10 protein-coding genes and 1 pseudogene are annotated in these 14,607 nt (G+C 67.3%); 7 read left to right on the top strand and 4 right to left on the bottom strand.

Going from position 1 to position 14,607, the window contains the following annotated elements:
* Nucleotides 1-197: pseudogene (locus tag VFY73_RS16435) on the bottom strand (GNAT family N-acetyltransferase); the annotation flags it as partial.
* Nucleotides 198-267: 70 nt separating this feature from the next.
* Nucleotides 268-1,005 (bottom strand): helix-turn-helix transcriptional regulator, encoded by a 738-nt coding sequence (locus tag VFY73_RS16430; protein ID WP_329720653.1) that lies wholly within the window; start codon nt 1,003-1,005, stop codon nt 268-270.
* 128 nt (nt 1,006-1,133) lie between these two features.
* On the opposite strand from VFY73_RS16430, the gene VFY73_RS16425 reads away from it, so the two are divergent.
* The 7 genes from VFY73_RS16425 to VFY73_RS16395 all read left to right on the top strand — a co-directional run bounded on the left by VFY73_RS16425 (nt 1,134) and on the right by VFY73_RS16395 (nt 7,714).
* Nucleotides 1,134-2,399, top strand: a complete 1,266-nt coding sequence (locus VFY73_RS16425; RefSeq protein WP_329720651.1) for a hypothetical protein — start codon at nt 1,134-1,136, stop codon at nt 2,397-2,399.
* 105 nt (nt 2,400-2,504) lie between these two features.
* Complete coding sequence (locus tag VFY73_RS16420; protein WP_329720649.1) at nt 2,505-2,984, top strand: YiaA/YiaB family inner membrane protein; 480 nt, start codon at nt 2,505-2,507, stop codon at nt 2,982-2,984.
* Nucleotides 2,985-3,026: 42 nt separating this feature from the next.
* Nucleotides 3,027-3,455: a hypothetical protein gene (locus VFY73_RS16415; protein WP_329720647.1), complete on the top strand. Its 429-nt coding sequence runs from the start codon at nt 3,027-3,029 to the stop codon at nt 3,453-3,455.
* Nucleotides 3,452-4,255 carry a DUF2145 domain-containing protein gene (locus VFY73_RS16410; RefSeq protein WP_329720645.1) on the top strand — a complete coding sequence of 268 codons (804 nt, stop codon included), beginning with the start codon at nt 3,452-3,454 and terminating at the stop codon, nt 4,253-4,255. Before VFY73_RS16415 ends, VFY73_RS16410 begins: the two co-directional genes overlap by 4 nt.
* Before the next feature lie 170 nt (nt 4,256-4,425).
* On the top strand, nt 4,426-6,384 hold the full coding sequence (locus VFY73_RS16405) for an MFS transporter (RefSeq protein WP_329720643.1): 1,959 nt from the start codon (nt 4,426-4,428) through the stop codon (nt 6,382-6,384).
* Nucleotides 6,381-6,671: a DUF805 domain-containing protein gene (locus VFY73_RS16400; RefSeq protein WP_329720641.1), complete on the top strand. Its 291-nt coding sequence runs from the start codon at nt 6,381-6,383 to the stop codon at nt 6,669-6,671. The genes VFY73_RS16405 and VFY73_RS16400 overlap by 4 nt, the downstream gene beginning before the upstream one ends.
* Nucleotides 6,668-7,714: a hypothetical protein gene (locus VFY73_RS16395; protein WP_329720639.1), complete on the top strand. Its 1,047-nt coding sequence runs from the start codon at nt 6,668-6,670 to the stop codon at nt 7,712-7,714. The genes VFY73_RS16400 and VFY73_RS16395 overlap by 4 nt, the downstream gene beginning before the upstream one ends.
* A 694-nt stretch (nt 7,715-8,408) precedes the next feature.
* On the opposite strand, the gene VFY73_RS16390 is transcribed toward VFY73_RS16395, so the two are convergent.
* On the bottom strand, nt 8,409-14,063 hold the full coding sequence (locus tag VFY73_RS16390) for an RHS repeat-associated core domain-containing protein (RefSeq protein WP_329720637.1): 5,655 nt from the start codon (nt 14,061-14,063) through the stop codon (nt 8,409-8,411).
* 67 nt (nt 14,064-14,130) lie between these two features.
* On the bottom strand, nt 14,131-14,607 hold a 477-nt coding region (locus VFY73_RS16385), incomplete at its 5' end, for a hypothetical protein (RefSeq protein WP_329720635.1).

Below are 14,607 nucleotides of genomic sequence, written 5' to 3'. Positions count from 1 at the left end.
CCGTCGGGCAAGGTGACCGGGCCGCCCAGCGCCTCGCGGTCTTGCTGTTGCTGGATGAACAGCGGCTCGTCCTGCCGCAGCCGAGCCAGCTCTTCGCGCGCCGCGACCTCGCCGCGCTGGCTGTCGGGCGACCACCCCCGTTCGAGTGCGGCGATGTAGCCAGGCAGGTGGTCGAGCGTGGGGATGACGATTTGCATGAAGTGAGAGTGTCGCTGCCGTTGAAAAGGCCTGTTAGATGGTGGGCGATGCGCGGGCATCTGGCCCGCGTCAGGCCTCGCGCTTCATGTCGCGGAACGCCGCGAACAGCCACGAGCGCATGCCGATCACCAGCGTGTACGGGCGCTTCTGGTCTTGCGGCAGCTTCTGGTCGGCCAGGTGCTGTTGCGCAAAGTCCTGCGCGACGCGCTGCAGCCGTTCGTTGAACAGCGCCGCGAGGCTGCGGCCGATCTGGCCGTGCACCAGCGTCAGCATCTCGCCCTCGCCGTCAAAACCGCCGGCGTAGTAGTCGGTCACGACCTCTTCGCGGAAGTACTGCATCACCGGCCCATGCGGTCGCCAGCGGAAGGTCTTGGCCACACGCAGCCGGTAGCGGTTCATCGGCCTGAGCTCGATGATGCCCAGCCGGTCCAGCTGCGCCAGGTACTTGATCGCCTCGGCCTCGCTGACGCGGTAGGTGGCGACGATCTGCTCGCAGGTCCATTGGCTCAGGCAGCAGATCGCCAACAGCAGCACCTTGCGGTCGGCCACCACCGCGCGCTCCTGTTCCAGCGTCAGCTCGGTGCGCAGCGGCTGCGCATCGGCGACCTTGCGCGCCAGGTCGGCGAAGTCGAGCTTGAGCACGCGGCAGATCTCGTCGACGCGCACCAGCGGCATGTCGCCCTTGGCGAACATGCGCTTGACGCTCGACTCGGCCATGCCGATGCGCGGCGCCAGCTGCGCGTAGGTGATACCGGCGAGCTTCAGCTCGGTCTTGATCTGCTCGACCAGGGCCTGGGTGGTGGACATGGCGTGGGCTCCCTCCGCTCGACCTTGCTTCCGTCAAGTAGCGCCACAGGATACCGCGCGGCTCAGGTTTCGCCACCCGGTGTTGCCAAGCGGAACTTTGGACGTCGTCGCAGCGAGCATGCCGCGCCATGAACGATTCGTTCTCTTTCCACCCGCACCGCCGCCGCGCGCTGTGCTGCGGCGCCGCCGCCATTGCCGGTCTTTTCACCAGCCTGGCGCAGGCCGAAGCAAGCACGCCAGCGATGCCATGGCAGGCCTGGCCCGCGCAGGTGGCCGATCTGCTGCACCAGACCTTCGAGGGCCTGGACCCGGTCGCGCTGTGGGACGTGCACACCCATCTGCTCGGCAACGGCGACAGCGGTTCGGGTTGCACGATCCATCCGTCGATGACCGAAGGCTGGCACCCGCTGGAGCGGCTGCGGCGCGCGGCGATCATGCAGGCCGCTGGTGTGCCGGGCGACGCGCTCGGAAACGGCGGCGTCGACCGCGCGTACGTCGCGCGGCTGCGCACGTTGGCGGCCGGTTTCCCACCCGGCGCACGCTGGATGCTGTTCGCGTTCGACCGGGCGCTCGACGACCAGGCTCGCGAACGACCGGACTGGACCACCTTCCACGTGCCCGATGCCTACGCGCAGCAGGTGGCTGCGCTAACACCCGAGCGCTTCGGCTGGGTCGCATCGATCCACCCGCTGCGGCCCGATGCGCTCGACCGGCTGGCTCGGGCACTCGCCGGTGGCGCGCTGGCCATCAAGTGGCTGCCGAGCGCGATGTCTATCGACCTGCGCGACCGTCGGCTCAGCACCTTCTATGCGCGACTGGCCGCGAGCCGCACGCCGCTGATCGTGCACTGCGGCGAAGAGAAAGCCGTGCCCGGCGCCGGCCGCAACGAGCTGGGCAACCCGTTGCTGGTGCGCGCACCGCTGCAAGCCGGCGTTCGCGTCATCGTCGCGCACTGCGCATCGCTCGGCCAGGCGCTGGACCTGGACCAGCGGCGGCCGACATCGCGCCCCGCCTTCGATCTGTTCACCCGGCTGATGGACGAACCCGAGTGGCGCGACCGGCTGCTGGGCGACGCGTCGGCGCTGTTCCAGGTCAACCGAAGCGCCAAAGTCTGGCGCACGGTGCTGCAATGTGCCGACTGGCACCCGCGCCTGCTGCACGGCTCGGACTACCCGCTCCCCGGCGTCGGACCGCTGTATTCGACCGCACGGCTGGTGCACGAGGGCCTGCTGGACGCCAACGACGTCGCGCCGCTGGAACGCCTGCGCCGCCACAACCCGCTGCTGTTCGACCTGGCGCTGAAGCGCCGCGTGGCGTGGCGCGGCGAGCGCCTGTCGCCGCTGGTGTTCGACACCCGTTGGCACTTCGAATCGGCCACCATAGGTATCGCCTGACGATACCCAACTGGGCGTTCGGCGCTACAGCCGCACCGGAAATGGAACTTTCGTGTCGAGCTGTCGCAGGATGCACCCATGTTCAACAGCCCCACAGGCACCCGTATGAGTACCCCGTCACCCCGCTTCATCGTCCGCCGCGACACCAAGGCCTGGCGCGCCCAGGTCTGGATCTCGTTCGGTGTCTCGATCGCGGTTTGTGCCACCGGCCTGGCCTGGCTGCCGGGTGAAGACCTGGACCGGGCCTTCATGGTGATGGGTTATGTGTTCTGCCTCAGCTCGGCCTTCGCACTGGCCAAATACGTGCGTGACCAGGAGTTGCGCGGCCCCAAGGGCGACACACCGATGTGGAACCTGGTGGTCTGGGGCGGCTTCGCGCTGGCGATGGGCCTGACCGGCTGGGGCCTGTGGCGCATGACGATCAACCCGACCTACAAGGCCTACCTGCTGGTCAGCTGGTTGTTCCTGATCTCGAGCGCCTTCACACTGGCCAAGACCTTGCGCGATGCGTTCGAAGCCGATCGCGCCGAGGCGTCGCTGCACCACCGCGAGCCGCGGGGCGAAACGGCCGAACGCATCGCCTGACCCCGGAGCTTCGCCATGCACACTTCATTGATCAGGAAAGCCATGACCACCCGCTCGCTGTTCTGCGCCACGGCCTTTGCGCTGGCGTTGGCCGCCACCTCGCCGGCGCAGGCCCATGACCCGTCGAGAGACTTGAGCGCGGCCTCGGGCCTGTCGCTGTCAGTGCCGGTCGCGATCTCGGTCGCCGCGCCGTCGGCGGTGCTGGTCAGCGGCGCGGCCTTCACGGTTGTCGCCGTCGAGGCGCTGGCCGAGGGCACCGTGTGGGTGCTGCAGCGTGCGTCGGACGGTGTGCGCTTCTCGGTGCGCTTCGGCAGTCAGCTGGCCGGCGCGTCGGTGGTGGCGGCCGGCACGCTCGTCGTCGCCACGGTGGTGACCGCCGGCTGCGTGCTGTCGGCGGCCGGCGAGGCGATCGCCTTCATCCCGAACGAGATCGGCCGCGCGCTGATCTACGACGAGCGGATCACCCGATGAGCGCGCTGACGTCACCGCGCCGCACGCTCGCGGCGCTGGCCGCGGTGGTTTTCCTGGCGCTGCCTGCCGCCCACGCCGGCCAGAACTGCGAAGAGGGCAAGCTGGCCGGCCGCGAGCTGGCCGCCGGCATGGAGCTGGCGGCCCGCACGGCCGACAAGCTCGACGCGTCGGGTGCCAAGGTGGTGCTGCTGGCCCGCGCCGGGCAGGATTTGTCGAAATACGGCCTGCGTTGGTCGCACCTGGGCCTGGCCTACAAGGATGAATCGGCCGGCGGCGCCTGGCGCATCGTGCACAAGCTCAACGCCTGCGGCACCGATCGGGCCGATGTCTTCCGCCAAGGTCTGGGTGAGTTCTTCAACGACCGGCCCTTCCGCTACGAGGCTGCGTTCGTCACGCTGTCGCCGCAGCTGCAGGACCGCCTGCTGCCGCTGTTGCGCGACAACGCCACCGTGACCCGGCTGCACACACCGCGCTACAGCATGGTGGCCTATGCCTACGCGACGCGCTACCAGCAGTCCAACCAATGGGCGCTGGAGACATTGGCGATGATCGCCGAGCCGGCCAACGCCAGCCGCAGCCAGGCCCAGGCCTGGCTGCGCAACCAGGGCTACCGACCCGGTGTGCTGCGCATCGACACCTTCACGCGGCTCGGTGCGCGGCTGACGCGGGCCAACGTCGAGTTCGACGACCACCCGAGCGGCGACCGTTTCGCTGGCCGCATCGCGACGGTGACCGTCGACTCGGTGTTCGACTGGCTCAGCCGCACGCAACGCAGCGGCGGCGTGCAGACCGTGCGCTGACCCCACGGCGCAACACTCGCCAACCCCGATCGGCAGCGCCACCGCGCTGCGGCATCATCCAGCCCCATCGCTCTTGAGTCAGCGCAGGGCCGTTCCCAAGTCGACTCACCCCCTCGGGGGGCCTGGCGCGCAGCGACAGGTCAGGGGGCACTCTCTAGCGAGGTTTGTTCATGTCCACCTCTTCCAGCCATCGCCCGGCCCACGAAAGCAGCCAGTTCGCGCTGCTCGGCCAGCGCCGCTTTGCCCCGTTCTTCTGGACCCAGTTCCTCGGGGCCGCGAACGACAACATCTTCAAGTTCGCGTTCACGGTGCTGGTGACCTACCAGCTGAGCGTGCAATGGCTGCCCGGCAACATGGCCGGCTTGGTGATCGGTGCGGTCTTCATCGCGCCGTTCCTGCTGTTCTCGGCCACCTCGGGCCAGCTGGCCGACAAGTACGACAAGGCGATGCTGACGCGGCTGGTGAAGAACCTGGAGCTGCTGATCATGGTGCTGGGCGCGGTCGGCCTGTTCACCGGGCTGATCCCGCTGCTGCTGGGCGGTATCTTCCTGCTCGGCCTGCACAGCACGCTGTTCGGCCCGGTCAAATACGCCTACCTGCCGCAACACCTGGGCGAACATGAGCTGACCGGCGGCAACGGCATGATCGAGATGGGCACCTTCGTCGCGATCCTGCTCGGCAACCTGGCCGGCGGCGTACTGATCGCTCTGCCCGCCGACGCTTGGTTGCCCGGTACCCAAGCCGTCGCGCTGGTCTGCGTGGTGCTGGCGGTGCTGGGCCGCGCGATCGCACAGGCCGTGCCGCCCACCCCGTCCACCGCACCCGACCTGAGGGTCAACTGGAACCCGGTCAGCGAAACCTGGCGCAACCTGAAGCTGGCCCACGAAGGCGTCGCCGTCTTCCGCTCGTTGCTCGGCATCTCGTGGATGTGGTTCTTCGGCGCGGTGTTCCTCAGTCAGTTCCCGGCCTTCGCGAAAGACGTGCTGCACGGCAACGAGCAGGTCGCATCGCTGCTGCTGGTGGTGTTCTCGCTCGGCATCGCCACCGGCTCGCTGCTGTGCGAAACGCTGAGCCGCCGCCATGTCGAGATCGGCCTCGTGCCGCTGGGTGCGATCGGCATGAGCGTGTTCGCGGCGGACCTGTACCTGGCCTCGCGGGGCCTCGGTGCCAACAGCACCGGCACGATGACGGTGGGCGCCTTCATCGCCCAGCCGGCGCACTGGCGCGTGCTGGCCGACCTGTTTGCGCTGTCGCTGGCCGCGGGCCTGTACAGCGTGCCGATGTACGCGCTGATCCAGCTGCGCTCACCGGCCAGCCACCGCGCCCGCATCATCGCGGCCAACAACATCCTCAATGCGCTGTTCATGATCGCCAGCAGCCTGATCGTCGGCGCGCTGCTGGCGACCGGCGTCAGCATCCCCGAGGTGTTCGGCCTGATCGCGCTCGCGAACCTGGTCGTCGGCGCCTACATCTTCCTGCTGGTGCCCGAGTACCTGCTGCGCTTCCTGGCCTGGGTGCTGTCGCATTTCGTCTACCGCCTGCGCCTGGTGGGCGACCAGCACATCCCGGCCACCGGCGCGGCGGTGATCGTCTGCAACCACGTCAGCTTCGTCGACGCGGTGCTGCTGATGGCGGCGAGCCCGCGGCCGATCCGCTTCGTGATGGACCACCGCATCTTCAAGGTGCCGGTGCTGGGCTGGATGTTCAAGCTGGCCAAGGCGATCCCGATCGCGCCGCGGGGGGAGGACCCGGCCGCCTACGAGGCCGCCTTCGCGGCCGCCGATGCGGTGCTGGCCGATGGCGAGATGATTGGCATCTTCCCCGAGGGCGGCATCACCAACGACGGCACCTTGCAGCCGTTCAAGGGCGGCGTGATGAAGATCCTCGAGCGCCGGCCAGTACCGGTCGTGCCGGTCGCGCTGGTCAACCTGTGGGGCTCGTTCTTCTCGCGTGCCGAAGGTGGCAAGGCGATGATCAAGCCCTTCCGCCGCGGGTTGTTCAGCCGCGTCAGCGTGGTGGCCGCACCGGCGATGGCGCCCGAGCAGGTGACGCCGGACGGCCTGCGTGCCGCGGTGCATGGTCTGCTGCAGACCCATGGCGAGCCGGTGCTGCTGCCGGCAGCGGCATGAACGCCGACACGCGCCTGGGCCGCCAGGGCTTCTGGATCGGCAGCCTGCTGGTCTGGGCCGCTTTCTTCGGCCTGCGCCCGGTGATGACCGCCTGGCCAACCCTGCACCTGGCATGGGCGGCGACCGCGTTGCTCGCGCTGATGGTGTTGATGCGGGCCCGCCTGCTCGACCGAGGCTTGAGCCCGTGGTGGATGCTGGCCGTGATGGTGCCCGTGCTCGGTGCGGTGTGGCTGTTCTGGGAGCTGGCCTGCCGCAAGGCGCATGACGCGGGGCTGCCGCGCCGATGAAACGGGCGCCCTCACCCGCGCGACGCGCGCGGACCCTGCTGGCCGTCGGCCTGGTCTCGTTGGCCAGCGTCGCCGCCAGCGTCGGCGGCCCGCCGCGCACCCCGGAAGAGCACCGACGCGGCGGTGTGCAGACCTTCCGCAGCCTGCCCGACTGGACGCCGGTGCAAAGCCGCACCGAGCTGGCGGCCTACCTCGCCGCGCAACAAGCGCCCAGCGCCTTCCCGTTCTTCAGCCACGTCGCGCAGTTCTGGCAAAGCTATGGCGCCATCAGCCAGGCCACGCCGAGCAGCACTTTCGATCTCGGTCATCACCTGCGCGCGGTCGGCACCGGCGTGGCCCACGGCTTCGAGTTCGGTCTGAAAGCCTGCTATGAAGCAACCGTCGGCCACCTCGCCGAAGCCAGCGCGAACGGCCCGACGGCCGAGGAGCAACTGGCCGCACGGGTCGCCCTGGATTACGCCGACTTCATCCGCGGCCGCCGGCCGCAGGACTACGACCATCTGGCGCGACTGAACGAGCTGTGGCAGGCCGCCCCACTGTGGGGCGACAACGTGCTGCGCAAGTGGGAGCGTCGCTTCGCCCTCAGCACCGAATACGGCGCCAAGGCGGCCTGGGGCTGGGTGATGCACCAGGTCGACGGGTCGGAGCCTGCGGCGCCGCCCGCCACCGCGCTGCTGCTGAACCGCTGGCCCGCCAGCGGCGCCGAGTTGCCCGCGCTCAAGAAGGTGCGAGACCTCGGCGGCGGCGTGCTGGCCACCCTGCCGCGGCGCGCCACCTTCACCGACTACGCCGTCCCGCTGGCCCAGCAGGGTGTGCGCTTCGAAGAGGTCGCCGGCAACCAGGGGCCGATCCTCGTCAGCGTGCTGATGCCCCCGGAAGCCGCGCCAGTCATCGAAGCGCGCCTGCTGCTGACACAACCGGTGCTGACCCGACCCGACATCGAACGCCGCTGGCTCGCGGTGCCGGTGCCAGAGCTGGCCGATGCACTATGCGCCTGGGCCGCGCGGCCCGAACTGCAGGTCGACCACATCTACGACTTCTGAGGCCCACGCGGGAGACATCGCCTTCCGCCGCGGACTGTGATCAGCCTACGTCAACCAGAACCAGCACGCCAAGACCACGTTAGCAGGCTGTTGAAGTACCCGCGCGAGCTAGGCTGAAGCGACACTTTCGTCGGTGCTCGACCCCTTGGTGAGCACGGAAAAATCGCTCCAAGCTCGTTCTACAGCGTAGATCTTCTTCGAGCGGCATTGCGTTTTGGGTACTTCAGCAGCCTGTTAGCGGTCAGTTGACCGCTAACGTTCCTGTCACATGTCATGGGTGACGGATGACTTGGTCGAACCTATCGCGTTGGCCAGTCGCCACATCCCGACCATCCGCGCGTCGACCTACTTCCACCACCAGAAGTGACACATGAGAAGCAGCATCGCGAGAGACAGATACTGAGTTCCAACGATCAAGTCGAAAACTCTGTCACGTGGGAGTCTATCCAGGACACCTCGGGACCTCATCAAGTCGACCGCGACACTCAACCCCATCCCTGCAACCCACGGAATGCCGACCAAGAGCAGGGCCGAGGCGATGCCGGCCAGGGGAGCGATTGGCGTTGGCACGCTGGCAACGAACAAGGGAAAAAGCAGGTATGAGAACAACCATAACCCGCCGATGCCAAGGACCGTCGCAAAGCAGATGTGCAGGACCAATCGCGTCTTGGTGGTCAATTGAGCTCCATGTGCACTAGAGGCACCCGCCTGTGATGGTTCCGTAGGCTGCCCCTCCCACCGCCGCGGCGACACCAAGGCCCACTCCGACCAACCCGCCTCCATAGGCTGTCATGCCTATGCCAATTGCCACTCTGGTCAACGGCCTACCAAAGGCGTCGACAAAGTTGCTGACGCCTTCCGCAGCCTCTGCCACCCTTTGCGCGGGGGTGTATTGATCTCCGGCATAACGCCCATCGAACTTGTTCTCCGTCTGTTCAGAATATTCTTTGTACGCGAGAGCGCCTTCGCACCCACCCTGGAAGGCGTTGTAGTAGCCAAAACCACGCCACAGTTTGCCTCCCCAGGTAGATACCCTATCGACAAACCTGTACCCTCGATCCTTTGGGCGGAACCAGTCGTCGCCCAGGCCCAGCGGGTCCACCAGGCTGACAGGATCGCCCCCGACATACGCATAGTTGTTGGTCTGCCCCGAAGCCCAACCGATGGGGTCTTCTGAGATGAACCTCATGCACCCCGGCATGTAGTAGCGGTTGCGGTAGTAGTACAGGCCGTTGTTGGTGAGGTCGTCGTTCTCGCGGCCGGTGTACTGCTGGGTGTTGGCGTTGTTGGCGTCGGCGCTGGTGCGGCCGTAGGGCTCGTAGGCGTAGTCGACCACCTTGGCCTGGGCACCGTCGAGCAGGCGCACGGTGTTGTTGTTGCCGTCGGGCAGCACGCTGTGCAGCTTGCCCGAGATTTCGCGCAGCAGCGTCTCGTCGATGCCGGCGCTGATGATGTGCGATTTCACCGCGGCGGTGTTGGTGTCGCCCAGCAGCTCCTGCGCCATGTTGGCTTCGCTCAAGCCGCCGTACAGGAAGCCGGTGGTCGTCCCGTCGATCGTCTTGGCCGCGCGGCGCCCTTGCGCGTCGTACTGGAACTTGGCCACCTGGCTGCCGCCCAGGCCGATGCTTGCCAGCTGGTTGCGCTCGTCCCACTGGAAGGTGTTCACCCCGTCGGCCAGCAGGTTGCCGTTGTCGTCGTACGAGAAGTCCTTGCCCGCCCAGCGCTTGAGCCGGTTGTTGGCGTCGTACTGCATGTCGGTGACGTTGGCCTCGGGCAGGTTCACCCGCGCCATGTTGCCGTTGGCGCTGATGCGCCGGCCGTCGCCGTCGTAGCCGTACACGATCTCGCCCATCAGGCTGTCGTCAGCCTTGCGGTAGCGGATCGACTCCAGCTGGCCGGCGTCGTCCCACTTGTAGTTGACGCTCGCGCCGTTGGCCAAGGTGGTCTTGGTGCGCTGGTTGGCGTCGTCGTAGTCGAACTTGATCACCTGCGGCGCGTTGCCGTTGGGCGCACCGGCGGCCTGGTCGATCTGGCGCAGGCGGTTGGCTTTGTCCCAGGTGTAGGTGATCAGCGGCCGCGCGACTTGCGAGCCCGGCGCACCGTTCTTGATCCGCATGGTCTCGCGCCGGCCGCCAGCGTCGTACGTGTAGTTCACCTCGCCCTGCGGCGTGGTCTCTTGCTCCAGCCGATCGAGCTCGTCGTAGACGCGCTTGGTGATGTAGGTCTTGCCGCCCACCACGTCGTCGATCTGCACGAGGCGATTGCCGTTGTCCCACGTCAGCGTCACGGTGCTCTTGTAGGCCTCGGGCGAGGTCTCTGTTGCCCCGTAGCCGATGATGTGAACGCGCCCGAGGTCGTCGTAGGTCACGCCGCTGACCTGGCCGTTGCGATCGGTGCGACGCTTGAGCAGGCCGCCTTCGTACAGGTCCTTCTGCAGTTTGCCCAGCGCATCTTCCTTGGTCTTCACCTGGCCACTGGGGTGGTAGGTGTAGTGGGTCGGATTGAGCTTCTGGTCCTTGTGCGTCAGCACCTTGCCGTTGTCGTCGTAGATGAACGAGGCACTGTTGCCCAGCGCGTCGGTCACACTCAGCAAGCGGTTCAGCTTGTCCCAGTCGCGGTAGGTGGCCTGACCCATCGGCGAGATGGTGGTCAGGGTGCGACCCAGCGCATCGGTGAGGTACTGGGTCTTGCGGTCCAGGGGGTCCAGCACGCTGGCCAGGTCGGCGCCGTCATAGCCCAGCGTGGTGGTCTTGTTCAGTGCGTTGGTCACCGTCTCTGGACGGCCCTGCGCGTCGTAGCTGAAGTTGACCTCGTGCTTCAGGTGGCCGGTGACCTTGACCAGGTTGCCCTTGTCGTCGTAGTCGAAGGTCGTGGTGATCTGGTTCGGATCGGTCACCGTCTTCGGCTTGTTGAACACCGGATGCCAGGTGATGCTGGTGGTCACCGCATCGGTGGTGCCGGCCAGCCGGGTGATCGTCTTGACGTTGCCGAACTCGTCGTGGTCGAACGTCGTCTTGCGGTTGCGCGCGTCGGTGATCGACTTGGTCAGGCCGTCGACGGTCTCGTAATTGGTCACCTGCTGCTGCGCCTTGCCCAGCGCTGCGGTGTTCCTGACCATGAAGCGGTTGTCGTCGAACTCCGCCTTGCGCTTGATGCCGCGCCGATCGGTTACCACCGTCACCTTCGACGGCGGCGCCAGCGGGCTGGTCCAGGTGCAGGTGTCCTGCCCCGGCACGACGGTCGAGTAGTCGTAGTCGAAGGTCGTGTCGTCCGCCAGCACCTGCCGCTTGACCCGGCCGGTCTCGTAGTCCTGGTACTTGGTCGGCACGCCGCCGGTGCACTGGATCCCCATCGAGACCACCTCGTAGGTGTTCTTCACCATGCGCTTGTTGTTCGGGTCCCAGACCTCTTCCAGCAAGCCGCCAATGGTCGACCAGACGTACTGGCGCGTCTTCTCGGCCGGATCCTTGACGGTCTTCAGGCGATTGTTCTCGTAGCTGTACTCGAAGCTGCGGCCCGTGTGGTCGGCGATCGTGGCCACGCGGCCGTCGGCGCCGTAGGTGAAGTCCACCCAGCGGCCGTTGGGCGTGGTGATGCGCGAGGCGTAGCTGTTGGTGTTCGGCCGGCTGATCGCCAGCCGGTTGCCGTTGGCATCGTCCATCCACACCAGCCGTGCATTCATCTTGCTGAAGCCCCACTGCCGGCCGTCGCGGTAGATCAGCACGAAGTAGCTGTCGATCGGCTGCACCGTCGCGTGACGGAATTCGCCCGTCTCGCTTGCCGCGGTGTAGACCTGATGGTAGGTGTTGGTGGTCGTGCCCTTGAACAGCACCTTGCTGCCGTTGTGCAGCACCAGCGTGATGTCCCCATAGTCGCTACGGAACACCAGGAAGTTCTCATACGGATGGCTGGTGCCGAAGCCGAACGCGCGCACCGACGCCGTCTTGCCCGTGATGTCTTGCGAGTTGTAGCTGCGCAGGATGTCCACCGGGATCACGTCCGGCAGCATCATGTCGCGCTCCATGTGCGTGAAGCGCCCCGTCGTCAGCGACACGGGATCACCGCCGCAAGCATCGGCGCCGGCTGCGCTGCTGGCGTTCTTGTCCCAGCCGCCTTCACCCGCGCCGTCGTCGCCGTTGCCGCCGTCGCAGCGCTTGGGGTCCTGGTCCGGGTCCGGCTTGGTGCCACCCGACGAGACGCTGTGCAGCGCGAACTGGTAGACCTGCAGGGGTTGCTTGCTCGCCAGCGACTTGCCGTCGGCGCTGACCTGCACGTCGCTGTAGACGTACCAGCCCTTGGCATGCGGGTCGTAGTCGAACAGCCGCATCTGCTCGCCCGGCCCGAAGCGGGTGTAGTTCGGGTAGCGCACCGTCGCCGCCCGCGGCTTGCCGTCCACGCCCTGGATCACCGCGCCGCCGGGCTGCAGCGTGTAGTACACCGGCACCCCAGCGTACGGCATCGGGAACGGCGCCTGGTCCACCGGGATCGGCGTCAGGCTCACCCGCGTCACGATCTTGCCGTCAGCGTCTCGAATGACCGAGCCCGCCGGCAGCACGACCTGCACGCCCGGCATGCGCGGATGCGTCAGCACCTTCTCCGCGCGCAGCGGCGACTCGATGTTGATCGCGTGCTTCATGTCCAGCTTGGGCATCCACACCACGAACGGCAGCGCGTTGACCCGCCCGGCCTGCACTTGCACCTGGTAGTGGAAGACGCCGTAGCTGGCCTGCGCGGTGTTGGCGCTGCGGCCGTCGATCTCCAGCACGCTTGCGCCGGCCGGCGCGTTGGCAATGAAGAACTCGCCGTTGTCGTCGGTCTGTGCGCTCAGCCCGTTCAGACGCAGCGTGGCCTTGGCCAGCGGCTTGCCGTTGAGCTTGAGCAGCTGACCCGCCACGGCGGTGGTACCGGCCGTGGGCGCGATCGCGGCCGCCTGGCGCTCGGCCTTCAGCTGCGACTGCGTGTCTGCCCAGTTCAGGCGCAACAGGCCCGCGGCCGCCGGGCGCGCCGCCACGGCCTCGCCGTACACGCCCAGGCTCTGCCCTTCACCCTTCTGGCCGGGCTTGCCCTGCAGCAGCTTGAGCAGACGCTCTTGATGGCCATAGATCGCCTCGCGCACCTCGGCGCGGCGCGGCATCGATTGGCGCGCCAACGCGGCGCGACCCGAGAACCAGTCACCCTTGAGTTGCTCGGCACCGGGAACGAAGTACTCGTCGTCCGCCAGCATCTCGGCCAGCACCTTGTCTTCGGCCGTCGGCGCCTTCGCAGCGCCCGTCTTGTCGGTGGTGGCGACGGGTTGCGCCTCGGTCTTGCCGCCATCGACCGCGCCGGCGCCCAGTGACTCGGTGTCGAAGCCGATCGCCGTCAGCGCCAGGCGCTGGCCGGCGTTGTCCGCCGCGCCGTTGATGAACAGCGTGTAGCGGCTGGAGGGCAGCAACTGCTTGCCCGGCCAGACGAACAGCAGCACCCCTTGCTCCACCGCCACCGGCTTCACCGCCACGGCCCCTTCCGGGCCGATGAGCGTGACGTTGGCGCTGTTCAGGCTGGCCACGTTCATGCGCTTGTTGAAGCGCACGATCAAGGGCTGCGACACCGGCACCTGATGGGCTTCGCTGGCCGGTGTGCTTGCTTGCACGGCCGGTGCTTGCGCGCCGTCGAGCGCGCGCAGTTGCACCAGCGCCTGGGCATCGTTGACGGCAACGAACCGCTGCGTCTGCACGTCGTAGGCTTCGGCACCATTGATGGCCGCGCCGCTTGCGCTCACCCCGCCCCACACCAGCACCGCGTTGCTTGGCAACAAGCTGCTCAGGTGCTTCAGCCGCGCGCTCTGCAGCCGCACGTTGAAGCGTTCGACCTGGCTCGTCATCGGGTTCCACAGCTCGGCCTCCACCAGCGGCGTACCGCGTGCGTCCACTCCGCCCGTGATCAGCACCCGGCCGTCGCCCAGCACCGCCGCGCTGTGCAACGCCCGCGGCAGCAGGCCAGCGATCTCCAGGGCACTGAAGCGGCCCGTCGCCGGATCGAAGGCCTCTGCCTTGCTCAGCACGGTGCCGTTCGCATCCTTGCCGCCGAGCACCAGCACCCGCCCGTCGGGCAGCACCGTCAGGCTGTGACCCTCGCGCGGCGTCAGCAACCCTGCAGGCAGCGCCGTGCGACGGCCCTGCGCATCCACCACCGCTGTCGTCGCGCCCACCGCCTCCAGCCATCGGCCGTCGCTCAGCAGGGCCTTCGGCGCCACCATCGTCGTCACACTCGCCTGCGCCGATGCGCCTTGCGTCGCTTCAGACATCACCGGCATCGACAGCGCCAGCACTGCGGACAGACAGGTCAACGCAAAGAATTTCTTGCTCATGTTCTGCTCCTCCCTCATCACTCGTGGGATTCGGCAATCGGGGTCGTCTTCGACACCCGGCTTGCTTCTATTTCTTGGTCATCGACGCGCTGAAGCCGGTCGCGTAGCCTGCCGTCGGGATGTACGCCAGCGAGTACGTTCCGCCGACAGTGAACAGGCTGGGCCCCAGGTCACAGCTCAACTTGGACGTCGTGAACGTGCAGGACGTGTTGATCCAGGTGCCGCTCGGGCTGTACAGATGCATCGCCACTCCCGGCGACCCGGTCGTGGGCTCGAACCCCAAGCCCGTCACTTGAGCGGTGTAGGCGGTGCCCGCCTCGACGTTCATGCTGTACCAGGCGATGCCCTGGTTGCCGATCGCCACCGCCCGTGGCGTGCCATCTGTCTTCAGCAGCGGCCCGCCGCCCGGTGTCTTCAACTGCAGGTCGATCGTTCCTTCGTCCAGGTCCGACGGGCTTACCTCGATCGTGTAAGTGCCCGCCGTGGCCAGGTTCATCGTGAACACCTCGGCCTTCTCGCCCGTGAACTGCGTCTCGTACCACTG

Source organism: Ideonella sp., from assembly GCF_036277275.1.
Lineage (GTDB): Bacteria > Pseudomonadota > Gammaproteobacteria > Burkholderiales > Burkholderiaceae_C > Ideonella.
The sequence above is the reverse complement of the archived record's forward strand: the minus strand, read 5'-3'. Positions and strand labels throughout refer to the sequence as shown.